The organism is Congregibacter brevis (genome assembly GCF_045689245.1).
Taxonomy (GTDB): Bacteria; Pseudomonadota; Gammaproteobacteria; order Pseudomonadales; family Halieaceae; genus Congregibacter; species Congregibacter brevis.
Genome location: NZ_CP136865.1, coordinates 711961 through 737368, shown reverse-complemented (window position 1 = coordinate 737368; position 25408 = coordinate 711961). Strand labels below are relative to the sequence as shown.

Annotated in this window: 23 protein-coding genes; 12 read left to right on the top strand and 11 right to left on the bottom strand. The window is 54.5% G+C overall.

Annotation, left to right across the window (positions count from 1 at the left end):
- Positions 1-67 precede the first annotated feature (67 nt).
- Both R0137_RS03320 and R0137_RS03315 read left to right on the top strand, forming a co-directional pair.
- The gene (locus R0137_RS03320; RefSeq protein ID WP_407328514.1) at positions 68-1540 is read left to right on the top strand and encodes an MFS transporter; all 1473 of its coding nucleotides are present in this window, start codon (positions 68-70) and stop codon (positions 1538-1540) included.
- A 65-nt stretch (positions 1541-1605) separates the two neighbouring features.
- Positions 1606-2664: a 3-deoxy-7-phosphoheptulonate synthase gene (locus R0137_RS03315; RefSeq protein ID WP_407328513.1), complete on the top strand. Its 1059-nt coding sequence runs from the start codon at positions 1606-1608 to the stop codon at positions 2662-2664.
- A gap of 7 nt (positions 2665-2671) precedes the next feature.
- Here the strand turns inward: R0137_RS03315 and R0137_RS03310 are convergent, their stop codons facing one another.
- The 3 genes from R0137_RS03310 to R0137_RS03300 all read right to left on the bottom strand — a co-directional run bounded on the left by R0137_RS03310 (position 2672) and on the right by R0137_RS03300 (position 5950).
- Complete coding sequence (locus R0137_RS03310; protein WP_407328511.1) at positions 2672-3712, bottom strand: YdiY family protein; 1041 nt, start codon at positions 3710-3712, stop codon at positions 2672-2674.
- A 109-nt stretch (positions 3713-3821) separates the two neighbouring features.
- Positions 3822-4616: an MOSC domain-containing protein gene (locus R0137_RS03305; RefSeq protein ID WP_407328510.1), complete on the bottom strand. Its 795-nt coding sequence runs from the start codon at positions 4614-4616 to the stop codon at positions 3822-3824.
- Positions 4613-5950, bottom strand: coding sequence for a serine hydrolase domain-containing protein (locus tag R0137_RS03300; RefSeq protein WP_407328508.1), 1338 nt, complete (start codon positions 5948-5950; stop codon positions 4613-4615). The genes R0137_RS03305 and R0137_RS03300 overlap by 4 nt, the downstream gene beginning before the upstream one ends.
- A 102-nt stretch (positions 5951-6052) precedes the next feature.
- On the opposite strand from R0137_RS03300, the gene gor reads away from it, so the two are divergent.
- The 5 genes from gor to R0137_RS03275 are packed head-to-tail and all read left to right on the top strand — an operon-like array spanning position 6053 to position 12908.
- Complete coding sequence (gene gor, locus R0137_RS03295; RefSeq protein ID WP_407328507.1) at positions 6053-7411, top strand: glutathione-disulfide reductase; 1359 nt, start codon at positions 6053-6055, stop codon at positions 7409-7411.
- Positions 7412-7446: 35 nt separating this feature from the next.
- Positions 7447-8199, top strand: coding sequence for a sulfite exporter TauE/SafE family protein (locus tag R0137_RS03290; protein WP_407328506.1), 753 nt, complete (start codon positions 7447-7449; stop codon positions 8197-8199).
- A gap of 50 nt (positions 8200-8249) precedes the next feature.
- Positions 8250-9197, top strand: a complete 948-nt coding sequence (locus R0137_RS03285) for an ABC transporter ATP-binding protein (RefSeq protein ID WP_407328505.1) — start codon at positions 8250-8252, stop codon at positions 9195-9197.
- Entirely contained in the window at positions 9187-12033 is a 2847-nt protein-coding gene (locus tag R0137_RS03280) for a Gldg family protein (RefSeq protein WP_407328504.1), read from the top strand. Before R0137_RS03285 ends, R0137_RS03280 begins: the two co-directional genes overlap by 11 nt.
- Positions 12033-12908 (top strand): DUF4340 domain-containing protein, encoded by an 876-nt coding sequence (locus R0137_RS03275; protein ID WP_407329962.1) that lies wholly within the window; start codon positions 12033-12035, stop codon positions 12906-12908. Before R0137_RS03280 ends, R0137_RS03275 begins: the two co-directional genes overlap by 1 nt.
- Positions 12909-12930: 22 nt before the next feature.
- On the opposite strand, the gene R0137_RS03270 is transcribed toward R0137_RS03275, so the two are convergent.
- A complete protein-coding gene (locus R0137_RS03270) occupies positions 12931-13467 on the bottom strand; it encodes a hypothetical protein (RefSeq protein WP_407328503.1) in 537 nt (178 codons plus the stop codon).
- A 140-nt stretch (positions 13468-13607) separates the two neighbouring features.
- On the opposite strand from R0137_RS03270, the gene R0137_RS03265 reads away from it, so the two are divergent.
- Together R0137_RS03265 and R0137_RS03260 are read left to right on the top strand one after the other, a co-directional pair.
- Positions 13608-14258 carry a transglutaminase family protein gene (locus tag R0137_RS03265; protein ID WP_407328501.1) on the top strand — a complete coding sequence of 217 codons (651 nt, stop codon included), beginning with the start codon at positions 13608-13610 and terminating at the stop codon, positions 14256-14258.
- 76 nt (positions 14259-14334) lie between these two features.
- Positions 14335-15060, top strand: coding sequence for a hypothetical protein (locus R0137_RS03260; RefSeq protein ID WP_407328499.1), 726 nt, complete (start codon positions 14335-14337; stop codon positions 15058-15060).
- 8 nt (positions 15061-15068) lie between these two features.
- Here R0137_RS03260 and R0137_RS03255 read toward each other — a convergent pair whose 3' ends face one another.
- Positions 15069-15533, bottom strand: coding sequence for an Lrp/AsnC family transcriptional regulator (locus R0137_RS03255; protein WP_407328498.1), 465 nt, complete (start codon positions 15531-15533; stop codon positions 15069-15071).
- A gap of 161 nt (positions 15534-15694) precedes the next feature.
- Between R0137_RS03255 and R0137_RS03250 the strand changes: the two genes are divergently transcribed.
- Positions 15695-17380 carry an aminotransferase class V-fold PLP-dependent enzyme gene (locus R0137_RS03250; RefSeq protein WP_407328497.1) on the top strand — a complete coding sequence of 562 codons (1686 nt, stop codon included), beginning with the start codon at positions 15695-15697 and terminating at the stop codon, positions 17378-17380.
- Positions 17381-17423: 43 nt separating this feature from the next.
- On the opposite strand, the gene mmsB is transcribed toward R0137_RS03250, so the two are convergent.
- Genes mmsB through R0137_RS03225 form a run of 5 tightly spaced genes read right to left on the bottom strand, consistent with a single transcriptional unit; the run spans position 17424 to position 22932 of the window.
- Positions 17424-18311, bottom strand: coding sequence for a 3-hydroxyisobutyrate dehydrogenase (gene mmsB, locus R0137_RS03245; protein ID WP_407328495.1), 888 nt, complete (start codon positions 18309-18311; stop codon positions 17424-17426).
- Positions 18312-18330: 19 nt separating this feature from the next.
- Complete coding sequence (locus R0137_RS03240; protein ID WP_407328494.1) at positions 18331-19443, bottom strand: enoyl-CoA hydratase/isomerase family protein; 1113 nt, start codon at positions 19441-19443, stop codon at positions 18331-18333.
- On the bottom strand, positions 19436-20224 hold the full coding sequence (locus tag R0137_RS03235) for an enoyl-CoA hydratase (protein WP_407328493.1): 789 nt from the start codon (positions 20222-20224) through the stop codon (positions 19436-19438). Before R0137_RS03235 ends, R0137_RS03240 begins: the two co-directional genes overlap by 8 nt.
- Complete coding sequence (locus tag R0137_RS03230; RefSeq protein ID WP_407328492.1) at positions 20221-21381, bottom strand: acyl-CoA dehydrogenase family protein; 1161 nt, start codon at positions 21379-21381, stop codon at positions 20221-20223. The genes R0137_RS03235 and R0137_RS03230 overlap by 4 nt, the downstream gene beginning before the upstream one ends.
- Before the next feature lie 54 nt (positions 21382-21435).
- Positions 21436-22932, bottom strand: a complete 1497-nt coding sequence (locus R0137_RS03225; RefSeq protein ID WP_407328491.1) for a CoA-acylating methylmalonate-semialdehyde dehydrogenase — start codon at positions 22930-22932, stop codon at positions 21436-21438.
- Between the two features lie 128 nt (positions 22933-23060).
- On the opposite strand from R0137_RS03225, the gene R0137_RS03220 reads away from it, so the two are divergent.
- Both R0137_RS03220 and R0137_RS03215 read left to right on the top strand, forming a co-directional pair.
- Positions 23061-23939 carry a helix-turn-helix domain-containing protein gene (locus R0137_RS03220; RefSeq protein ID WP_407328489.1) on the top strand — a complete coding sequence of 293 codons (879 nt, stop codon included), beginning with the start codon at positions 23061-23063 and terminating at the stop codon, positions 23937-23939.
- 76 nt (positions 23940-24015) lie between these two features.
- Positions 24016-24597: a DUF4136 domain-containing protein gene (locus R0137_RS03215; protein ID WP_407328487.1), complete on the top strand. Its 582-nt coding sequence runs from the start codon at positions 24016-24018 to the stop codon at positions 24595-24597.
- On the opposite strand, the gene R0137_RS03210 is transcribed toward R0137_RS03215, so the two are convergent.
- Complete coding sequence (locus R0137_RS03210; RefSeq protein WP_407328485.1) at positions 24594-25397, bottom strand: spermidine synthase; 804 nt, start codon at positions 25395-25397, stop codon at positions 24594-24596. The genes R0137_RS03215 and R0137_RS03210 overlap by 4 nt on opposite strands.
- Positions 25398-25408 lie beyond the last annotated feature (11 nt).

Genomic DNA, 25408 nt, shown 5'->3' with positions numbered 1-25408 from the left:
CCTCTTCACGTGGGTTCTCATGCATACGCAGACACGCGCCTTGAGGATGGGTGATACTTAAGATCCTATGCAGCGAGATACTGACCCCGAGCATGACCACAGCGCAAGCATGCCCCCGCTAAGCATTCGTCTTATCTATGGCGCGGGCGGTGCCGTGTATGCGGTAAAAGAAGCCGCGTACACCATGTTCATTCTGCTTTTCTACACGCAGGTGCTTGGGCTTAATGGCACGGTCACCGGCCTGATCATTGCTTTAAGCCTTATTTGGGACGCGATCTCGGATCCGCTGGTAGGTACGCTCTCCGATCGATTGAGAAGTCCCCGGGGGCGACGCCACCCGTTTATGGCGTGGAGCATTATTCCGCTAGGCCTTGGGTTTATTGGTTTGTTTGCTCCCCCAAGCGCGCTAATAGGTTCCGACCCGCTATTGGCGGCGTGGCTATTGTTCTGGTCCTTGTGGGTTCGTACCTTTGTCACCACGTTTTCAATCCCGCACCTGGCTCTTTCTGCTGAGATCACCAGCGACTATCACGGCCGCAGTCAGATACTTGGCGCGCGACTCGCCTACATGTTCCTTTTTGGCGTGCTCATGCCTGCGGTGGCACTCACGTTGATTTTCCAGTCCAGTGATGGGCAGGACGGCCGCTTTCTGCAAAGCAATTATCCCGTCTACGGTGCGTTTTCCTGCGCGGTCTGTTGGCTATTCGCCAGCGTCACCACCTTTGGCACCCGTCGTTACGCGTCGCCCTCAGACACCCAGCCCTTACCCCCGCCGCGCAAAGTCGGCAATACCCTCACCCAAGACCTCCTTCGTACTCTTGGCAATCGCAGCTTTCGCTACCTTATCGGTTTCGAAGTGACCTTGATGGCGAGCTACGGCGCTATTTCCGCACTAAACATGCTGGTTTGGACCTACTATTGGGAGTTTGACGCTCGGCAGATTTCGATAATCCTGTCCGTCCCAAGTTTGCTGGCTGTGCTGTTCGTTATGCTGAGCCTCCAACCTTTGGGCCGTCGTCTGGAAAAGTATCAACTACTTCAGTACGCAACCATCGGCCTCATACTTAACTGCCTGTGGCTTTATCCGCTGAGGATGCTGAACATTCTGCCGGCAGACAATAACCCACTGCTATTCGGCCTGAACTTCGTGTTTATGCTGATCTTCATGTACTGCTTTTTAATGAGAGGCATTCAAACGCAGTCAATCATTGCGGACATTACCGATGAACATGAGTGGGAGCATGGTCTGAGACAGGAAGCGGGCTTCTTTGCCGCAAGCAATTTTTCTCAGAAGTTTGCAACGGTCTTCGGGCCGCTCTACGGCGGTCTTGCACTGGATATCATCGGACTTGAGGCGGGCATGCTGCCCGGGACGCTGGATGACTCCATTCTTGATGGTCTTGTGATTGCGTTTGGCTTGGGGTCGCTCCCAGGTATGTTTCTGGCGCTGCTCTTTTCGACAAGAATTACGATCAGCAGAGCACGGGTTGCTGATCTTCAACGTATGCTCAGAGAACGCGCCGCCACCGCCGATACTTAAAACGGGGTTGTTACACCCGCCTGTGCAGCGCAAAATGCGCGGCTCGAAACACCACGGTCTCAACCATGACTCAACGCATTTACGATACGCGCATCCAACAGGCCCAACCGTTGATAACGCCCTGGGTGCTCGCTGACGAGCAGCCTTTGTCCGTGGAGCAGGCCGCTACCGTCAGTGAAGCGCGGGGGCAGATCGAAGATGTGTTGGCGGGAAAAGACCCCCGTTTACTGGTGATCGTCGGCCCTTGCTCGGTACATGATCCCGCGGCGCTACTCGAGTTCGCGAGCGCACTCAAATCTCACTGCATTGATCTCAACGACGCGATCCTTCCCGTGCTTCGGGTGTATTTTGAAAAACCGCGCACGGTCGTAGGCTGGAAAGGCTTAATCAACGATCCCGATCTTGACGGCAGCTTTCACATTAACAAGGGTCTGCGCCTTGCAAGAAACGTTCTGCAGGACATTGCCAACCTCGGTCTACCCGCGGCGAGCGAATTTTTGGACACGACTTTCGGTCAGTACTACGCGGACTTTGTAAGCTTTGCTGCGATAGGTGCACGCACCGTCGAAAGCCAAATCCATCGGGAACTCGCCTCAGGCCTATCGATGCCCGTGGGCTTTAAAAACGCCACCAACGGCGATATCGGCGTGGCCATTGATGCCATCCGCAGCGCCAATCACAGTCACTGGTTTCCGTCCCTAACACGCGAAGGTACGCCTGCGATTCTTCAATCCAGCGGGAACCCCCATAGCTACCTTATCCTTCGTGGCGGTAAAAGCAGTGGACCCAATTACGGCGCAGCAGCGGTACGAGATGCAGCAACGGCCATGACCACCGCTGGTTTAGAACCAGGCCTTATTGTGGACTGCAGCCACGGGAACAGTGAGAAAGACCCTCAGCGTCAAACTGTTGTCGCCGCAGATATCTGCGACCAGATTGAGCAAGGACAGACTGCCTTGCGTGGTGTGATGCTGGAGAGCCACTTAGTGGCCGGCAATCAGCCTATTGGCGCGAAGGAGTCTCTTCGTTACGGACAAAGTATTACCGACGCCTGTCTGTCTCTTAATGAGACCTTACCGGTTCTGGATAGCCTTGCTGCGGCCGTGCGCCGCGCAAGACTATAGAGATGGTTTACCAGGTGTATCCGATACGAAGGCGGTAGGTCTGATCAACCTCTTCGGTGCCGTCTACTGCACCAGTGTTAACGTCATAAACAAACTCGGCGGCCGCCTCAATACCTAGCAGCAATGGAAAGGATAGCCCTAAGGTTGTGTTAAGAACGATGTTCGAAACTTCATCCAGGTTCCAGATACCCTTGTGGTCTATGTAGAGGCGAGAGTCACCACCAAGATAGTTACTGCCAATGTGGATGTCCCAGGTGCTACCAAGATATTCCCGGTCGTCAGCACTGATAAAATCTTCTGAGATGTATGCAAGACCCGTTTCAGCTTCGAGTTCGAATACCGGTTCGGTAAAGAATCTTCGGCCGAGATAAGGTCCAATCGATGTTCTAAGGTCTAAGTCCGCGAACAGATCCTGCTCTGCCGACACGCCGCCACCCCAATACCAGTTGCCAGTTTGGTTGCGATCATAGCGACCTCGGGCCGTCCAGTTTTCTGCGTTCTTGATCCCGTTGGCCTCGTTGACCTCACCGTAGGCTTCAACACGAAAACGATCAACAAGGCTTTCCCAGCGCGTCTCAAAACGATAGTTGAGCTCATCGGTATCTGTGTTACCGCGTTGACTCTCAAAGCCAAAACTTGCCAGGCCTCCAAAGTTATAGCCATCCCCCAATTCCCAAGGCTCTGGATTGATGCGAGTCAGTTGCTCAAGTGCATAACTTCGATTGGTTTGCTCAGACAGTGCCAATTGCTCGTCCGCTACTTCGAGGCGTGGCGTTTCCAGCACACTCCCATCGTCCATCTGTAGCACCAGACCTGATTCAACGGTCATTCCAACGATGGCCGATTGATCAATTGACAGCGTGCCGGCAAAAGCCGTGTCGATCGTCACGGTGCCCGCATCGGCATCCTTAACCGTTCCCATCACCACGGAGCCGTCTCGCAGCTCAATGCGGTCGACAGCGTTCGCAGTAACCGAAAGTGAAAGGGCGCATAGCAAAGTGCTGCTGGCTGCCAAAAATCGACTAAAAAGACGAGTAAGTATGTACATAGCGATGCCTCGATAGTTTCGCGTATTTTTGTGTTGATAAAAAAATCGCGCGCAGTGTACCAGCCTCTGCGTGGAAATAAGGGCGATCGTTCTTCGGCAATTTTTGTGGTTAATCCAGCACGATTACCGCATCACCTACAGTGAACCCATCACCCGCGCTAACAATCGCGTTCATACCAAAGTAAATGACTCCATCTCTGCGCCGGTAACTGGCAAGGACACGGTTGATCGCGGAGTCTTTCTCAGCGGTTTGCTGGTTGATGGAGGGGATAGCACAACGCGAGCAAGGCTTTACCACTTCCAGCATTGTGGTGCCTATTCGCAGGCTTCGCCACTGATCTTCAGCGTAGGCTCCAGTTCCCTCAATAACCAGGTTAGGACGAAAGCGATCCATAGCTACGGGCTCTGGTAGACGAGAGTTCAAGTCATCAAGCGATGCCTGGGAAACTATCAACAGGGGGAACCCGTCAGAAAAAGCCACATGCTGTTCGCGCACGCTGTCCGGCAAATAAGCGCCATCGACTTTTCTCTCTGCGCCTTCGGGGCAAAACACCAGCCGCAGGTCTTCACCCAAACATTCACTCAGCCAACTGTTAGCCGAGCTCTCGGCACAAAACGCAAGCATAGTGTGGCCCCAGACCGTTGCCTCGACCTCGTGAGAGTTGTCGGGGGTACTGACCTTCATGCTGTCACCGGCGTAGCCAAGTCGAAGCCCGTTGTTCACAGGAGTCACATCGAGCAATGCCATCGAGGACGCTCGGCGCTGGCTGTAAAACTGTCCTTCGCCGTCGATGAGCATCCACCGGCGATCACCGACCAGCCCAAAGCGATCCACCATCGCCGAATCCACAGCGTGGCCGCGCGCAGACTTTATGGGGTAGCGGTAAATCTCGGAGAGCTTCACTCTGACGCGATCCCCGAAGCCCTGAGACCTGCCAGCGCGATCAGAAAGTCATGTACACCCGTGCTCACACCAGACTCTGTAAGTCCGAGTCGCACAACAACCATCTCCCATTCAGGAATGACGACGACAAACTGCCCCGCGTGGCCACCTGCATAAAAGAGATTGTCGGGCAGTCCTTCAAAGGCGACTCCATCGGTGTTCAGCCAAAAACCGCGACCGTACTGGCCCTGAGGATCCGAAGGCCTGGCCGACACGGAGTCGCGAAGCCACTCTTGGGAGAGTAGCGTCGACCGCCCGTGCCAGGCGTCGAGCCAGAGCTGTCCGGCCAGTAGCCAATCCCGGGCCGTGAGGTACGCATAACTCGATCCCACTTGTACCCCACTGGCGTCGGCTTCTGCTACCAGTGAGTCAACTCCGAGAGGCGCAGTAAACTCGCGTGCGATCCAATCTTCGTAAGGTTCATCGAGGCTCCGCTGCCAAAGGTAGCTGGCAAAAGCGGTGTCACCGCTGGAGTAGGAGAAGTGCTGACCCGGAGCATAAGCCTGACCCTTGCCCGCAGGCACCTGCCACATGGCCGGCGCGGTATACAGCATCTTGGTCACGTCACTACCGGGGCCGTAGACTTCGACGAAATCCAAACCACTCTCCATTTGTAACAGATGCAGAAGCGTAAGCCCCGGGTCTAGCTCGGGAGCTTCAGGGTCATCTGCCAAAAGTACGTTCAAGGTCTGTGCCGAGTCCAACTCGCCCTTCTGCGTCTGGATACCTACCCAGGTCGACATGAGGCTTTTGTTCATAGACCAGCCCTGTAAGCGCGTCTGCTGCGTAACAGGCGAGACGTACTGCTCTAAACGCAGCTCACCGTTGGTGGCCACGAGCAGTGCCAGAGTATTTCTGGAGCCCGTCGCAGGACTGGGCTCTGCAAACGCAGCCTCGACTGCTTGGCTCAATTCCGCGGGCACTCCAGGGCTTTCTGGGCCCTCCTTAACCAACGTAAGCTGCGCAACAACCGGTCCCGTAGCATTCAAACTGCACCCTCTTCCGCTTAAGTGCACCGCTTGCGCGCTAACACCCAAAAGTGACGCCGAAACCACACCAGCAGCCCTGTCTGTATGTACATTCAAAGACCCCAGAAGAGGGCCCAAGATCGCCATATTCGGGAGCACGTCGCGATCCAGTACGAACTCTTCCGGGAGGCCGGACACAAACACAGCTGAACAAACCTGTTTAGCGCTGTAACCCACCGCGACCCGCATTGCGCTTCTGGCGGTCCAAACCCCAAAAAGCAAGGCGATAAACAAAACGACGACAAGCCACTGAATCAATCTTTTCATGCAACTACTCTCAATTATTAGTGTCCGACAGGATGACGAAAAAACGCAGATAAACCCCCCGGCCGAGGCCTGCTAGAATGCCCGCCCTCAGGAGGAACAGCAATGAGTGATCTAGATTTCGACCTATTTGTCATCGGTGCAGGATCCGGTGGTGTTCGTGCTGCGCGCATGGCTGCTGGCTTTGGAGCGCGCGTCGCGATAGCCGAGGACCGCTACATGGGCGGCACCTGCGTAAATGTCGGTTGCGTGCCGAAAAAGTTGTACGTCTATGCGTCCGAGTTCGGCAAAGCCTTTGATGATGCCCGGGAGTTTGGCTGGGACAGTGGAGACCGTCGCTTCGAGTGGAGCACGCTTCGGGACAACAAAAAAACCGAAATCGCCCGCCTTAATGCCATTTACCGAAACATGCTGGATGGTGCGAATGCCACGCTCATCGATGGCCGAGCGCGAATCATAGATGCCAATACTGTTGCGGTGGGCGACCAGCACTACACGGCCAGCAAAATACTTATCGCCACCGGCGGCTGGCCCTATAAACCGGACTTTCCCGGCAACGACCTCTCGGTCACCAGTAATGAAATCTTTGATCTCGAGAGTTTTCCGGAACGTCTTCTGATCATCGGCGGCGGATACATCGCGGTGGAGTTTGCCGGGATTTTCAACGGTCTTGGTTCACGCGTGACGCAGCTCTACCGCGGACCTCTGTTCCTTCGCGGCTTTGATAGCGATATCCGGGCTCATGCCGCCCAGGAGATCAGAAAGACCGGTGTCGATCTCCGTTTTGAGACGAATATTGTCAGTGCAAAGCGCACCAGCGATGGTATTGAGGTGGAGCTCACCGACGGCAGTAGCATGGAAGTCGATGCAATTCTCTGTGCGGCCGGTCGCCGTCCGCATCTTGACGGGCTGGGACTGGAGAACACAGACGTGAAACTGACCAGCCACGGCACCATCGATGTGGATGAACATTTCCAAACAGCGGAATCGAGCATCTACGCCTTAGGCGATGTAATCGGCGGCATGGAACTCACACCCGTCGCCCTCGCTGAAGGGATGTCTTTTGCAAGGCGTCAATACGGCGATCTTCAGAAGGACGTGGACTACGACTTCATACCCACCGCAGTCTTTTGTCAGCCTAACATCGGCACCGTCGGATTCACTGAGAGCGCGGCCGAGATTGAGTTTGGCGACATCACACTCTACAAATCCACATTCCGCCCCATGAAGCACACCATTAGTGGTCGGGATGAGAAAACGTTCATGAAGCTCATTGTCGATGATGCGACAGACCGTGTTGTTGGTGTTCATATGATGGGCCCTGATGCGGGCGAGATTATCCAGGGCATCGGTATCGCACTCAAAGCCGGTGCAACGAAAGCGACCTTTGACAGCACTATTGGTATCCACCCTACCGCGGCAGAAGAGTTTGTCACGATGCGAGAGCCTTGGGGCGACGACTGAGACAAAGCGTTGAAGCTTACAAGGCGGCATAAAGCGTGGGTATAGAACTCTGGCAACTAGCGCTATTGATGGCCGCCGGCACCGTCGCCGGAGTTCTCAATGTGATCGCCGGCGGCGGTTCGTTAATGACAGTGCCCATCATGCTGTTTCTGGGCCTTTCGGGACCGGAAGCCAACGGCACCAATCGAATCTCTATCATTGCGCAAAACATCGTAGCCGTACGCACGTTTTTCCGGCGTGGGTTTTCCGAGTTTCGGCTCAGTCTGACGCTCTCTGCCGCAGCCATTCCTGGTGCTATCTTGGGTGCCATGGTCGGGGTCAATCTCGACGGTGAGTGGTTTGACCGCGTTCTTGCTGTCGTGATGCTCGCAGTGCTCGTTTTGATGCAGCTTCCCAGCAAGAAGCACAAGAATGACGGCAGCCCATTAACGCGCAAGAAGTTGATCTTGGGCCACATTCTCATGTTCGGTGCGGGTTGCTGGGGCGGTTTTATTCAAGTGGGTGTTGGCTTCATTCTCATGCCAATACTCCACCGCGTGATGGGTTTAGATCTTGTACGAACCAATATGCATAAGGTTTTTATTGCACTGACCTACAATCTTTTTGCCATACTTGTTTTCGCGGCAGCCGTGTCTATTCACTGGCAGTTTGGCTTGGCCCTGGCCGCAGGTAATGCCTTGGGCGGGTACTTCGGCGCACGGTTTTCTGTACAAGGTGGCGAAGTCTGGATACGCCGCATTGTCACCGCGGTTCTATTGGTATTCATCGTTAAACTTTTGCTGCCCTGAGGATTACTCAGCACTATCTCCTTTAACCCTCTCCAAGACGACCAACGACTATGATCGACGTCAAGTCTCTTACCCGATACTACGGTAAAACAACTGCTGTTGAAGACCTGTCCTTCTCCATTGAAGAACGTCAAGTAGTAGGGCTACTCGGCCATAACGGAGCGGGTAAGACGACAGTCATGAAAATGCTCAGTGGATTTTTAGAACCCACGGCAGGCTCGGTGCAAATTGGCGGCAAAGATCTGAACCTTCATGCGCGGGAGCTTCAACGAAGCCTTGGTTACCTTCCCGAGAACCTGCCGATCTATCCGGAGATGTCTATTGCAGACTATCTCGATTACGCAGCTCATCTGAAAGGGCTTCGGGGAGATAGTAAACGTCGTGCCATTCGCTACAGCGTAGACGCTACGGAGCTGGGTGATCGGTTCTTTGATCCCATTGGACAACTCTCCCGGGGATTCAAGCAGCGCGTAGGCGTTGCCCAGGCAATTCTCGGTGAGCCGGATCTGCTCATTCTGGATGAACCCGCGAATGGTCTGGATCCACAACAAAACGAGCACATGCGTGATCTGGTGCGTGAGCTATCCACCCGAGCCACGGTCATCCTGTCAACGCACATCATGCAGGAAGTCGATGCACTCTGTGAGCGCGTGCTAGTACTCTCTAATGGCTCTTTGGCGCTGGACTCACCTCTTGCGGCGCTTCGTGAGAGTCGCGAGCTACTCCTCACCAGCAGTGACGATGCACCTAACTTAGTTAGCTTGTTAACGCGCCTTCCGCAAATAGCCGATGTAGCCACGCTTGATGCTGCGGCCAACAAGCTGACCCTCACACTGAGTTTGCACGAGAGTGCGGTAATGGACACCGCTGCCGGAAATATCAGCCGCACAGTCATCGATAGCGGTGCAAAGCTCTACTCTTTGACGCCCCTGAGGCGTAACCTCGAGCAAATCTTTCGTGAAGCCGTGAAAGAAAAGGGAGTCAGTCATGGGTCCTGATCACGTGCTAACCCGTGTTGCTAGAAAAGAGCTTCAGCTATTTTTCTCCTCGCCTGTTGCCTGGCTTTTCCTGGCAAGCTTCTTGGCCATCTGCCTGTTCGTGTTTTTTTGGGTCGAGGCGTTCTTTGCACGAAACATCGCTGATGTACGCCCGCTGTTCGAATGGATGCCGCTGCTTCTGATATTTTTGTGCGCGGCGCTGACCATGCGAAGCTGGAGCGAAGAGAGACGCAGTGGCACCCTCGAGCATGTGCTTACTTTGCCGGTGCCTCTTTGGCAGTTCGTCATGGGCAAGTTTGTTGCCTGCACCGCCATTTTGACTCTCGCGCTTACAGCAACACTTCTGCTCCCTCTAACCGTTGGGCGTATTGCGACCCTTGATTGGGGCCCGGTCTTTGCCGGCTATCTCGCCACCTTGCTTCTCGGATGCAGCTACCTGGCGGTAGGGCTATTTGTGTCTTCAAGAACCGATAACGCAATTGTGAGTCTCATGGGTAGCGTAGCCCTATGTGGTGTTCTTTACATGGCCGGAAGCGAACTTCTTCTGGGCTTTTTTGGCGGAAACCTTGCGGAGTTTTTGCGTCTAACTGGCTCTGGATCCCGTTTTGAGAGTATTACCCGAGGAGTCTTGGATCTTCGCGACCTCTACTACTACATCGCAGTCACCCTCGCCTTCCTAAGCCTGAATGTCTATGCATTAGAACGCGGCCGCTGGTCGCAACACAGCAGTGCGCGGCACCGCGCCTGGCGCCTTGGAATTTCTCTCGTAATACTCAACCTGGTTCTCGCCGGACTGTGGCTATACAAAATTCCTGGACTAAGAACGGACGTCACCGAGGGCAAGCTCTACTCACTGTCAGAGCCCAGCGAAACGCTACTGTCACAGCTTGAGGAGCCGTTGCTGATCCGCGGTTATTTTAGTGAGCGTTCACACCCACTCCTCGCTCCGCTGGTGCCGCAACTTCGTGATCTTCTTCGCGAGTACGCTGTTGCCGGGAACGGCAAAGTCCGGGTCGAGTTTGTTGACCCGGCCCAAGATGCAGCGGCAGAGAAAGAAGCCAATGAAGAGTATGGCATTCAAGCCACACCGTTTCAGGTCGCAGATCGCTACCAGTCAGCCTTAGTTAACGCCTACTTCAATGTTCTGGTGCAGTACGGAGACGAAGAAGAGATCTTGGGCTTCTCCGACTTCATCGAGGTCAAAATGGCCCAAAGCGGACAGCCCGATGTCCTGCTTCGCAATCCTGAATTTGACGTCACAAGGGCAATACGCGACGTACTCTACAGCTATCGCAGCAGCGGAGAACTGTTCGACCAGATCAACGCACCGGTGACACTCAGGGCGTATGTATCCGCCGACAGTAAGCTGCCCGAGATACTCGTGGAGTACCGCGATGCGATTCGCGCCGAAGCCGAGGCGCTGATTCCAAACTCTCAGAGCAAATTCAATATCGATTTTATCGAGCCTGAGGCTAACAACGGAGAACAGGCCGCGCTCATAGTAGAAAAGTGGGGCTTTCAGCCCATGGTCACCGCTTTAGGCGACGAGAATCAGTTTTACTTTTATCTGACCCTCGAAGACGACCATCAAGTTATTCAACTGCCCACGGGGCGTTTTGATAGTTCAGATTTTGGGGATGCGCTGGAAGCGGGTTTGCGACGCTTCGCGAGCGGTTTCACACGCACTATCGCACTGTCGCTGCCGGCGAGCAGTCAGGCACGGCAGGGCATGCCTCCCCAGGGCCATAGTTTTGGCACCTTGCAACAAACTATCAGTCAGGATCACAGCATTCTCATGGAGGACCTCGACGATGGCAGCGTCGACTCCAGTGCCGATGTACTCTTGGTCATGGCTCCAGAGGCACTTAGCGAACAAGCCGTGTTTGCCATTGACCAGTATCTGATGCGTGGCGGAACAGTGATTGTGGCCAGCTCTCCTCGCTCCATAGAAACCCGGGGCTCGGCCTTACAGCTTCGCCAGGTTGATAGTGGGTTGAGCGAGTGGTTAGCACACTATGGGGTTCACATTGAGAGCACGGTGGTGCTGGACGATCGCCAAGCGGCGTTTCCCGTGCCTGTGCTTCGCCGCGTGGGTGAGTATGAGTTTCGGGAAATGCAGTTTGTTGATTACCCCTATCTTCTGGATATTCGCGACGACGGTTTAAACGCCGACCATCCCATTACGCAAGGTTTACCAAATCTGACCGTGGGCTGGGCTTCACCGCTTAGCATTGAGCCTCGATCAGGACTTAGTACCGAAGAGCTACTGAGCAGCTCAGACGCGGCCTGGACCTCAGAGGCAGTCAATGTCATGCCCAGCCTCAACGACAATGGACAAAATAGTTTTTCTGGTCAGGGCAAGTCTCGAGAGCGCGCCACCGTCGCTACGGTACTTAGTGGCGAGTTCACGAGCTTCTTCAATCAGGTACCCGACCCGTCGCCGCGCGACGAGATGGACAATGGGGTGGCGGACGCAGCTAGCACCGCGCTAATCAGTAAGTCTCCCGCCTCATCACGCCTCATCCTTGTGAGCTCCAACGACTTTGCCAGTGACCAGATACTCAGTGGTGTTATAGCGGCGTCCGGCACACAGTACTTTGGGCCCTTGGAATTTCTGATGAACGCTGTGGACTGGGCACTGCAGGACAGCAGTCTAATGAGTATACGAGCCCGTGCTCACTTCAATCGTACGCTTCCTGCACTTCCCCAAGATACGCAGGCCTCGATTGAGTATGGTAACTACGCTGGAGCTCTACTGTTCCTGCTGCTGATCTACGGTGTGTGGCGCTTACAGCGTAGGCGCCGGCGATCGCAACTAAGGGAGATTCTTGCGTGATGCTTCGAATACTCTCCGCGGCGTTTCTCGTACAGCTCGTGCTGGTAGCGGTGCTCTATTGGCCCGAAACTCCCAATGAGCTTAGCCGCGATGCACTCATTACCGGTATGGCGGTCGACGCCGTTGAACGTATCCAGCTTTCTAACAACGATGGCGCTACCTTGGTTCTTGTTCTGGACGAAGGCGGATGGCGACTTGATCTGGGATTCCCCGCTGACAGCAACAAGGCAGAGAAACTGCTTAACGCGCTATTGCGCAACGACCCAGGATTCTCCGTAGCAGAGACCGCTGGCGCTGCAAAACGCTTCGAGGTCGCTGACAGCGAATTCAGGCGCCGGGTAACACTGGGAGGTGATGGCGACGAAGCCACCGTATACCTTGGCAGCACGGCAGCATTGGGCAAAATCCATGCACGCATGAGCGATGAAGACGCAGTCTATGTCCTCTCCCTTAGTAGTCTGGACGTTCCTGTGGACATCGACAGCTGGCTAGACACGCGCCTCCTATCCCGGCGAACGCCCACTATGTTCTCGCTCTACGGCGTGGACTTTTTTAGGGACGACGGCGACTGGACTAGCAACGACGGTCAAATTGCGAACGCAAGCTTAAGCGCCAAATTCGTGGATGTTCTTGGCAGCTTGCAAGTCAGTGGGTTGGTAGATGCTGCGGACGACGACGCAGCCAATGCTGGTGAGGCCCTGCGAGTGTCTTTTGGAAAAGACAATGACATCGACCATCTTGTCGTGCTGCACAATCCGGAATCCGATCGGTACTACTTTCAAAGCGAGCGCTTCAATGGAGTCTTCAGCACCAGTGCCTATGACGCCGAGCGACTTATAGACGCGGCAAAGACCTTGCTGGCGGGTGGCGGCTGAAGCAAACAGCGTACGTTTGGCCCTAATCTGGTGAATTGGAATCCAATCGCCCGCTCCCTTCGTTCACTGCCTTTATCGCGATAGCCAATGAAAACCAAAAACCACCCAAAAGAGCGACAACGCCCGAAGTCAAGATCATCGCCAGTGCTAACCCGTAGACTTCAGCGCTGGACTCCCATAACCAACCTCCCATGTTAAGCAAAAAAACGGGACAGGGAAGGAGTAGCAGTAGTGCGGCTATCGCGAAGAACACGCGTGATTGAGGGCCGTAATCAAGCTTTGTGAGCTGCCGATGGCTTGAAAAAAACAGAATCCCGCAGTAGCCACTAAGAACGAAACCCACCGCGCTGCTAGCCTTCCAAAGCGTTATCTCTGAAAAGCCAACCTCATCGAGTAACAACGCCAAGATACTAAGAATAAAGGCAAGCGACCCTGTCATAACAATCGTAAAAGATCGATGCAGTATGCGAAGGTTGTCTCCGCCTTTTAGCACTGCGTGAACGGCTGCAAAACCGGCGAAAGCCACTGAGCACTCAGCAAGAGTCTGAAACAATTCCATAGTCAGAGTTTAGCAAAGTCACCCATCGCCACTAGTCATCTTCCGGTGCTGTTGACTGGCACTGGCTGCTAAGAGCCGTGGCTATCGCTGCAAAAGCATCAACGCGATATCCTTGGGCTATACAGTCAGTGGAGACAGCCATGGCCCCCGGCCCCCAAACCCTCGCCCCAAGTTGGTTTCTCGATTGTGATAGCGAAGCCGTATGCGCCTACGCGTCTCAAGCCGGCAAAAACAATAAGGATCCCATCGCCATTGCCGAGGATCTTTTCTATACCGTGCGCGATGGCATCCGTTACGACCCCTATCAGGTCTCCCGCGATCCCGAGGTCTACCGGGCCAGCGCTATAGCCGACGCAGACAGCAACTGGTGTGTTCCCAAATCGGTGCTGCTGACTGCCTGTGCTCGCGCTCGCGGCATACCGGCACGCCTGGGCTTTGCAGACGTTCTTAACCATCTCACCAGCGACAAGCTCAGCGAAAGTATGGGCACTGACCTTTTCGCCTGGCACGGCTACGCGGAACTCTGGCTGAATGAGCGATGGGTCAAACTCTCAACGGCATTTAACATCGAGCTCTGCGAGCGCTTTAACGTCGCCGCCCTGGAGTTTGATCCGATCAACGGAGCCCTCATGCACCCCTATGACACCACCGGCCGACGTCATATGGAGTATGTGCGGGAGCGTGGTAGTTATGACGACCTTCCACTAGAAGCTATGCTCGAAACCTTCGATGAGGTGTATCCGAACATGGAAATGTCGGGGGCGAGCAATGACGCGGCCTTTCGCGAGTAAATGCGAGAAGGTTTGCAATAGATGAGTTTGGCATGGACAACTTGAAGCAATGTTACTTAGGCGGATTACCCAGCACGTGAAAGAACAGAACTGGTTTGCAGTTCTCCTTGATTTCAGCATTGTAGTGATCGGCGTGTTTATTGGTCTTCAGGTTGCAAACTTAAACGACGAGCGCGTAAACGATGGCTTGCGCGCGGAGTATCTGACAGGGCTGATTGCCGATCTAAAGGCTGATATTGAAGAAGCCAAGCGCGTAGAAAGCATCGCTTGGGAACGCTTCGGAGCTATTGAAGATATCTTTGAAGTGGCAGCTCTTGAAACGCCTCTCCATGAATATTTTGTCTTTGGTGAGGTTAACAAAGCTCCGCCTGTTCCTGACGTTAGCTATGAGTATCCGTTTGCCCACAACCACGTTCTTAGCTACGTTGATCTGTTCGGAGCAACCCAAGACACCTTTGCGGCATTGGTAAGCAACGGCCATTTTCAACTCCTCGATGAACCTGAGTTAATCCGGTCATTCCAAAGTTACAACAGGCTTGTCAGCGAAGTGCAGGCATTTGACGAGGCAATCACACTGGTGTTCCGCCGGGTATCTGATTTTCGTTCGCGCCACGGTATTTCGCTGGGCGGTCGAACTACCCTAGAGGACTTAGCAACTGCTGTTGAGGCCGACCCACAACTGGCCGCGGAGTTAGACAGCTACTTCATGAACAGCGGCGTACAAGCCGCCCGCATGCTCGAGATTCGGGCTGCTGCGAAAGCCCTAATCCACAGCGTGGAAACGGCTCAGCAGCGGCGTTAAGTCCATGCTCACAAAGGCAGTGCTGTGCTGTAACGGATCTCTTCCATGACGAAGCTGGCGCTCACGTCTAGCAAGTCGGCCTGTATCAATTCTTGATACAAACGATCGTAGTCTCCCATATCAGCGACCACCGCCTTCACGAGATAGTCAATGTCACCGGCCATACGGTAGACCTCCAAAACTCCCGGTATTGATTCCACTACGGATGCAAAACCGTCAGCCCAATCTGCATTGTGTTGGCTCGTGCGAACGCTAACAAACACCGTCAGCGGTAATCCCACTACCGGACCGTTGAGCAAGGTAACCCGACCTCTAATGACATCGGACTCTTCGAGTTTCTGAAGGCGTCTTCCACAAGCAGAACGGGAGAGATCCACACGCTCAGCGAGATCAGCAAGTGATAGAGAAGCGTCGCCTTGTAAGGCGCTGAGAATGCGCCGATCGATCCTGTCTAACTGCACCCGTTCTGACACTCACTCACCCCATCACTATACAACGATCACTTTGAATTGAAATACGCATATAAACAGTACATTTGTCGCGTAATATAGCCTAATGTCGGCCAATTATTCGACAATGTCGCGCCATAAAGCGACTAAATTGGTATCTCTTACAAGAGAAGCCTTGAACACTAATGAATTCCGAGCAGCTCATTACACGTATTCGTGAATCCGTCATCGGCCAATACATGCCGATCAACACGCCATTTGGTTCAAAACCATTGGTTTACGCGGACTACACAGCCTCGGGTCGTGCGCTGACTTTCGTAGAGGCTCAGTTGCAGCGAACCGTGCTTCCCTTTTATGCAAACACCCACAGCGAAAGCTCAATGACGGGCGCTCAGTCCACAGCACTGAGAGAACAAGCCCGTCAAATCATCGCGGATGCACTGGGTTGTTCAAAGAACGATCGCGTCATTTTTTGTGGTGCTGGCGCTACCGCGGCAATTGATCGCGTGATTCAAATACTCAATCTTCGGCTTCCCCATAAGTTGAACGAGCGTTACGGTTTTGCAAATCAGATACCGACAACGGAACGGCCCGTAGTTTTTATTGGGCCTTATGAGCATCACTCTAATGAGCTGCCCTGGCGGGAAACCATTGCGGACTTGGTCTCTATACCGCTTGATGAGCATGGCGGCATTGATCAAAAGGAACTAGCGCGAGCGTTAGAACTCTATGCGGATCGACCGCTTCTGATCGGCAGCTTCTCTGCAGCATCAAACGTAACTGGCATTCGAAGCGACGTCACGGGCATTACTCGTCTACTGAAGCGAGCCGGTGCGCTGGCATTTTGGGACTATGCGGCGGCCGGCCCTTACGTGGACATCACAATGAATCTTCCCGGAAGCGAAATCGATGCGGTATTTCTATCGCCGCATAAGTTTATCGGGGGCCCGGGCACGCCGGGAGTCCTTGCTATCAAGGCAACGCTTGCTACAAACGCAGTTCCGGCCGTTGTTGGCGGCGGTACTGTGGGCTTTGTATCGCCCCACCGTCACCGCTACCTCGAAGATATTGAACGCCGCGAAGAGGCTGGCACCCCTGCTATTGTGGAGTCTGTGCGCGCAGGTCTGGCTATGGGACTTCAACAGGCAGTGGGAACCGCAAAGATCGAAGAACTCGAACAGCGCTACGTCTGCCGTGCTATGCAGCGCCTGGGGGCTAATAAAAAAATTGATGTTCTGGGTTCTCAGACTGCGGAAAGACTGGCGATCTTCTCGCTGCGATTCAACCATGAAGACCGCGAACTGCACTACGGGTTTGTTGTAGCGCTGTTGAACGACCTCTTCGGGATACAGGCTCGAGGAGGCTGCTCCTGTGCTGGGCCCTACGGGCATCGACTCTTGGAGTTGAGCGAAGAACAGTCTTATTCTCTCGACCAGCAAATCGTCGAAGGCCAGGTCGCTCTGCGGCCGGGCTGGGTACGCCTGAGCTTTAACTACTTTATTAGTGAGGGAGAGTTTGAGTATCTGCTAAGCGCACTGGAGATGGTAGCTGAACACGGATACAAGCTCCTCGCGAGCTACGACTTAGATCCTACCACCGGTCTTTGGGAACATTGCGAATCAGTTCGCGTACTTCCGGTGCGTCTGGACCCTAGTAACACTTGTGAAGCGAGCGCTTTCGAGAAGCATCCGAGTCCAGATTTCAAAGAACTTCTAGCCGAGGCGAAAAAGATATTCCACGGCAGCGGAATTGGTGCTCAAGACAAGGCTGCCGTAATGGCGTCACAACACCTGACCGAGTTTGAAGAATTGAGGTGGTATGCGATCGCTCGAGACTCGTTATCGAGCGAGCATCGTCCACCAACACCTTAGTTAAGGTCGAGAAATCGCGGGAACCTGACGTAATCCCAGATTGCTAGCGCCGATACCGTTCCAACACACTGGAAAAATCTCGAGTCCCATTACCCGCATCCTGATGCTCGCTATAAAGTGACTGCGCCAACTGTCCCATGCGGTTATCGACTCCCGCTGCCTCTGCGACTTCCATTGCGAGTCCAAGATCTTTTGCCATGAGGTCCACCATGAATCCTGGTTGGTAGTTATTGCTTGCAGGGCTGCCCTCCATAACCTCAGGCCACGGGTTATAGACTTCGAGGGACCAGTTACGACCGGAGCTAGCCAACATAATCTCTGACAGACGCTCAGGGTCCAGACCATGCTTCTCGCCCATTGCCAAGGCCTCACAGGTGCCGAGCATATGTACGGCAAGCAACATGTTGTTGCAGGCTTTGGCGACCTGGCCGGCACCGGCGGGACCCGCATGAAAGCTTGCGCGTCCCATCACGTCCAACACCGGCTGCGCGGTCTCAAACACCTTCGCATCACCGCCACACATAAAGGCAAGGGTTCCTGCTTGAGCTGCCGCAACACCGCCAGAAACCGGGGCATCCAGAAAACCAATCCCCCGCTCCGCCGCTGCTTCACCCACACTGCGCGCGGTTTGTGCATCAATAGTGGAGCAATCCAACACGGTTGTGCTTGAACCCAGCAAAGACAGTAGACCATCATCACCCTGATACAAGCCTGCGACGTGCTTCCCCGCTGGGAGCATGCTGATCAGAAAGTCAGCGGAGTCCGCGGCCGCCTTTGCTGAGTCAGCAACTGTAGCCCCCTGTTCGGCCAAGGCCTTACAAGCCTCTTCGGACAAATCAAAAACCGACACCGCAAAACCCGCGGCGACAAGATTGGCCGCCATAGGGCCGCCCATATTGCCAAGACCAATGAACCCTACACGTTGTTGCATCTTTGTCTTCCTTTCACGGTTATAGATCGGCAAGGGGGTTTTCAGGCCAGGGGGCGGTAAAAAACTGATCCACTAACTCGGCCGGTACAGCTCTAGATTCGGCGTAAGACCAATCGGGTTTACGGTCCTTATCGATCAATAAGGCACGAACCCCCTCTGCAAATTCCGGATGGCGCATGATGTTAGTCCCCAACTGCACTTCCTGCTGGAAGACTTCCCGAAGAGAGCTGTGCCGGGTTTCAAACAGCTGACGATCAATCCACTGCGCGGCCAGCTTCGAGCCATAAATCAAGCCATCACGGGCTTTCGCCAGCCATCGGTCATCAGTATCGATAGCCATTATGCGATCGATGACATCATGAATGTCATCGCCATCACACAGGGCATTGATGGTCTCCAGATAAGGCTCAACCTGCGCCTTCGGCAGCTCTCCATTGCCCGCTGCCTCACTAAAGCGCCGCAGGGTATGCCGCGTCAGGGCGTGGTTAGTAGCGCTGTCCGATCCCCAGCTCACCGCAAGCAGCGCTGCTATCACCGCGTCTTTTTGATCAGCGGAAATAAAGCGATCTGCGAGACCGCAAAACAAGGCATCGGAGGCATTCACCGAAGCCGCGGTAAGCGCAAGAAAACGTCCGCTGGCCCCAGGCATATGGTTCAAAAACCAACTCCCGCCCACATCCGGAAACAGAGCGATATTCACCTCAGGCATCGCTATCCGCGTCGCCTCGGTAACAATGCGATGGGAACAGCCCGCCATCACACCCAGTCCACCACCCATGACGATCCCATGGCCCCAGCAAATGATGGGCTTCGGATAGGTGTGGAGCTGGTAGTTCATGCGGTATTCCCGAGCGAAAAAAGTCTCAGCGTATTCGCAGGGTCCGCCGGGGGTACCAGATGAAGAAGCGTGCAGAGCATGCACGTCTCCACCAGCGCAGAAGGCTTTTTCACCGCTACCATCGATAACAATCGCAGCGACGGAGGGATCCTCCCGCCAATCATCGAGAGCGCCCTGTATGAGCTCGACCATCTCGAGGGTCAAAGAGTTCAGAGTCTCGGGACTATTGAGAGTGAGTCGACCCAGTTTCCCAGCGGCTGCTGACTCTACCCGCACCAAAACCGCGTCAGGCATTTTTCCACTCCGGCTCACGCTTCTCGAGGAACGCATTCACGCCCTCGCGTTGATCTTGCGTGCTGAACAATTCTACGAAGAGGTCGCGTTCTGCCGCCAGGCCATCACCGATCGCCTTATCGCGGGCGCTGTGTATCAAGCGCTTGCAACGCGCCACGGCACTGGGGCTTTGCTGGGCTGCCTGCGACGCTAGGGCCAGAGCGTGTTCGAGCGCGGTTCCTGTTTCGACAACTTCTTCTGCAAGACCGATACGCTCTGCAGTAGCCGCGTTAATGCGCTCATTGCAAAGAATCATGCGCTTGGCCCAGCCTTCACCGACTAGTTGAGCAAGGCGCTGCGTTCCTCCTGCGCAAGGCAACAATCCTACGCGCGCCTCAGGTAAGGCTAGTTTTGCCTGGGACTCTACAACCCGAATGTCGCAGGCAAGGGCAACTTCCAATCCGCCGCCCATGGCAAAGCCATTTACCGCAGCGATAGAAACACCGCGAAAGTCCGCCAAAGCCTCAAATGCTTCGCCAAACAAACGCCCCATAGCGCCCGCAGTTTCTGGGTCACCATCGGCAAACAACTTTAAGTCGGCCCCCGCGGAGAAAAACTTTTCTCCCGCGCCAGTCAGTACCAACGCATAAATATCGGATTGCGCATTGAGATCAGCAATCAGGTCTCGTAAAGCCGGAAGGCTCTCGGTGTCCCAGGTGTTTGCCGCGGGGTTATTAATCGTGACCAGCGCCGTGTTACCGCGTTGCTCTACCAGAAGTTTGGGTGAGTTACTGCTTATCATCGAATGACCTCCAGAGCGCCGTCCACCATCAGCCGTCTGGCGATGATCACGCGCATGATTTCGTTAGTACCTTCAAGAATTTGATGGACCCTGGTGTCGCGAACATGACGCTCCATAGGGTATTCGCGAACGTATCCGTAGCCACCGAAAAGCTGTAGCGCCTCGTTACACACGCGAAAGCCAAGATCAGTGGCCATACGCTTGGCCATGGCGCAGTACGTACTGGCCTGTCCATCTTTACTATCGAGCTTGCTTGCCGCCAGGCGCACCATCTGCCTCGCGGCAACGACCTCGGTGAGCATATCGGCGAGCTTGAATTGGGTTGCCTGAAACTCTGCGATGGCTTGTCCAAACTGCTCCCGTTCCGCAACATAACTCGCCGCTTCCTGCAGAGCCTGCTGGGCAGTGCCTACACTGCAGGTCGCGATATTAATACGCCCACCATCAAGACCTTCCATGGCAATGGCAAAGCCCTGACCCTCAGCGCCCAAACGATTGCCTTGAGGTACACGCACGTTTTCAAAGGTCACCATGCGGGTTGGCTGTGCGTTCCAGCCCATTTTTTCTTCTTTCTTGCCGTAAGTAATCCCCTCCGCATCCGCTGGTATCAGTAGTGCAGAAACCCCTTTAGGGCCGGCTTCACCGGTACGCAGCATAACTACCAGAACGTCGGTTTCTCCCGCTCCTGAGATGAACACTTTGCTTCCGTTAACAACATATTCATCACCGTCTTTGTCGGCCCGGGTGCGCAGAGACGCCGCGTCCGAGCCGGCGCCGGGCTCGGTCAGACAGTAGGAAGCCAGAGTCTTTCCCATCACCAGATCAGGGCACCACTTTTCAATGACCTCGGATGTGCAATACCGACCGATCATGCTGGTGGCCATGTTGTGGATAGTCAGAAAGGCAGCTGTAGTCGTACAGCCCCGTGCGAGTTCCTCAACAATCAAACTGGCATCCAGACGAGATAGCGCAAGACCTCCCGCGTCCTCCGGCGTGTACATACCCATGAAGCCCAACTCGCCCGCCGCCGCGAGGGCGTCTTTGGGAAAGATCGACTCTGCATCCCACAGAGCGGCGTTAGGTGCCAAGACACCGTCAGAGAAGGCTCGCGCACTTTCTACGAAGGCTTGTTGTTCATCACTCAGCGAAAAATCCATGCTCACTACCTAAAACAGTTCATGACTGTTTTCAAAGAACGTTAAAAGGCTTCTTCAACGAAGGTTGATACTCATGTTTGGCTGCTTACCGGCCTCGGACTCATCGTAGCGCCAGCGTGCCGTAACGGTTTTGGTTTCGGTGTAAAAGCGCACGGCTTGCTTCCCGTAGGGATGGAGGTCGCCACGGAAGGAACCACGCCAGCCCGTGAACGAGAAGAAGGGAAGAGGAACAGGAATCGGAATGTTGATTCCCACCTGCCCTACCGCGACTTCGTGCTGATATTTACGCGCCGCACCGCCAGAAGCAGTAAAGATCGAAGTTCCATTGCCCATAGGGTTCGCATTAATCACCGCCAGAGCATCATCGAGAGTCTCCAGTTCCATGCAACACAACACCGGACCAAAAATCTCTTCTTTGTAGATGGTCATATCTGGCGTCACGCCGGAAAACACCGTTGGCCCGACCCAGTTGCCATCGGGCATGCCTTCAACGGTGCATTCTGAACCGTCCAGTAAACAGTTAGCCTCGGTCTTCCCCTTGGCAATCAAGTCTAGTATTCGCGTATGGGCCGGCTTGGAAATAACAGGGCCATACGCTGCCCCCGCATCATCCCAGGCTCCGGGCCGCGCCGTCGCGACGCGCTCCGCAAGTTCAGGTATCCAGCTAGCCGACTCGCCCACGAAAACGGCAACGGAGATCGCCATGCAACGCTGACCTGCGGCACCGACAGAGGCACCCACCAAGGCGTTGAGCACCGCGTTTTTGTCCGCGTCGGGCATGATTACCATATGGTTCTTCGCACCCATCATGCACTGCACGCGCTTACCCGCCACGGTAGAAGCTTGATAAATGTACTCGCCAACGCGAGAAGAGCCGACAAAGGATACGGTCTGCGTGTCAGCATGATTAATGAGTTGATCAACCTGCTCCGCACCGCCATGAACCATATTGAGCACACCCTTGGGAGCACCCGCTTCGATAAACAACTCGATGAGCCGTACCGGGGTCATGGGCACCTGCTCAGAAGGCTTTAGTACAAAGGTGTTGCCACAGGCGATTGCCATGGGGAACATCCAAAGCGGCAACATCGCGGGAAAATTGAAGGGTGTGATGCCAACGCAAACACCCAGTGGCTGAATATAGCTATAGCTATCAATGCCGCCGGCGACATTCTCAACGGTCTCCCCCATCATGGCGGACGCAATGTTTGCAGCTTGCTCCACTACTTCAATGCCACGCCAGACGTCGCCCTTGGCGTCTTCAAAAGTCTTCCCCGTGTCCTTGGCGAGGATTTCACCCAGCTCATCATGATGCTCTTTGAGCAACGCCTGATAACGGAGCATCAACCGTGCGCGCTCTGAGATCGGCACCTCGCGCCAGGTTTCAAACGCTTCCTTTGCGCTCGCGACAGCAAAATCCACTTCTTTTGCCGTCGCAAAAGGCACCTCTGCAAGAACCTCCTGCGTAGCGGGGCTGGTTACTGGCTGAATGTGGTCACTGCTGCCCAGCATAAATTCGCCATTGATAAACAACGGAATTTTGCGACTCATGATAAAAACTCCTGAACTTTGATTGTGGTAATACCCATCAATGTAGCAGGGTGAAGCGCTTACGAGTAGCGACGAAAAGAACAAAAACATGGATAATATTAAGATAATTAGTGTTGTGAGCCACTGCCATGAGCCGCCCCTCCAACTGGCCCCTGTCCCCAAGCGCATCCCGCGTAGTGACGCCAAAGTTCCTACTAGACGCCCTTCAGAGTCACCCTTTGACCTGCGGCTGTTACCCCACTGCCATGGGGTACTATCCGGGCGCTCATGGACATTTTATGCATCGAGAACGCCACGACGACAACCTACTTCTGCTGTGTACCGAGGGTTGCGGGACAGTGAAAACTCAGGCGGAACAGTTCTCAGTAAGCAGCGGCGATACCGTAGTCCTGCCACGCGCCTTGAAGCACAGCTACGCCGCTGATACAGATACTCCCTGGACTTTGTATTGGGTTCACTTTCAAGGCACAGATGCAGACGAGTTTGTAAAACATCTGCTAATTGAGGGTGACTACCGCATTCACAGTGGCGTCGAACCCTCTCTCCTCACAGGTTTTGAGCAAATGCTGACCGTGGGCAGCACTGGTTACAGCCTGGATGCGTTTATTGGCGCCGCTAATCGGCTGCGCCACCTGCTCGCAGAGTTTGCTTTGTGTCGCGATCGACAGCGAAGCCAAAACATGGGCAGGATGCACCTAACAGAACTCCAGTCTTTTATGCGGGAGCGAGTGAGCAGCTCTTTGTCTCTTAAAGAGTTAGCGTCCTTTACAGGACTTACTCCACAGCACTTCGCCACCCGCTACAAAGCGGAAACCGGCTATTCCCCTATGCGCCACTTCCTGCATATGAAAATGGAAGCCGCCTGCCGCCTTCTCGATAGCACCCAGCACAGCGTAAAAGTCATTGCCGCGAAGCTTGGATACCTTGATCCTCTTTACTTCTCGAGAATGTTCCGCCAAACGGTCGGTCTATCACCCTCCCAATACCGCGAATCCCAACGGGGTTAAGACGCCTGTGCATCGCATTCACGGAACACTGTTGCTACCATCACAATGGTTTTCATCGAACACCAACAGGAATGACATGAACAAAACTATCCGAGGTTACTTACTCTCACCGCTCTTTGCTTTGCTGGGCACTCTCGTAGCCTGCAGTGGCGCGGAGATTATTCCCGGTGACACAGACCTGTTAGTGGCCAGCGGATACACCCAATACGGTTGGCGCAGCGAACCTCTCTCCCCAACGGGATACTCAAAAGACAAGTTGTATCAGGCTGACCCTGCCATACGCTCCGCCATCGAAGAGCGCATGAAAGAACTGGGTTACACACTGGTCACAAGCAGCGATGCGGAATTCCTCATCGACTATATTGCAGCCGCTGGCGTGAACGACGGTTTACTCGAAAGCACATCCTCGAACGTTACCCCTTACCCCAGCGCGACTATCGGTCGTCAGATAGATGGCGCGTCGGTGGACAATGCCTACGCTCTTGGCGGTGCCAAACAAACGGGAAATCTCATGATTGTGTTTCTCGACAACAAAACCACCGATCTTCTCTGGCAGGTTCGGGTCAGTTCGTTGATTCAGGATGCCAATAAGGTCGACACGTCGGCGGTACGTAAAGCTATCCGACAGGGTCTCTCAACGCTGCCCAGCGCGCCTTAATCCGCACCCCCACCCTCACTGACTCCTTCGCCAAGTTCGAGGGGCAGCCGACGAAGTTCATTGAGAGCGTCAAGTACCTCACTGTTTGATGCGTAAATCGACTGCGCTACACGACTGCGCAGCAGATCCTCGCTGGGTAAGGGCTCTTCCTGGAGGAACAACAGCACATTGCCAAGCTCAGTCATCTGAACAATGCCCACACCGCCAAAGTGCTGCCGGGCAGCATTTACGATACTGAGCAATGCCTCTGGAGACGCCGGTAAGGTGTTAAGCGCGACCGAGGCACCGGCATTTAGTCGCCGCGCAAGCGTTGCGAAGAACAGCTCATCCCCCAAGGCTGCCGGTGAATCTCTATCCTCAAAGAGGTCACAGAGCACGAGATCGTAGTGGGCGCGATCACGCCCAAGAAAATCGACAGCATCACCCACATGGATTAGCTGCTCCGGCGCTAAGGCAAAGTACTCTCTCGCCGCGTGGAGCATTTCGCTATTGCTCTCCACAGCGGAGACCCGGGGAGCTTTCTCCCAAGACTGAACGTGGCGAATAAACCCGCCTCCGCCCGCCCCAAGATCAAGCACCGTTGAAATCTTCGACGGCATAAGAGCCGCCAGCATCATTGCCCTGTGATTAGGAAGCACCAAGAATGCCGGGGCATCAATGCGCATGGCTGTCTGAATCGCGTTAGGCCCGCTACTCAGCCAACGGTACCCCTGCGCCTCGTACAAACGGCAACCAGATACCTCGCAAGGATGTTCAAACTCAGGACGACTGAGCGATAAGAGTTCCGAAAAGGTGATCATGCAATCCTGAA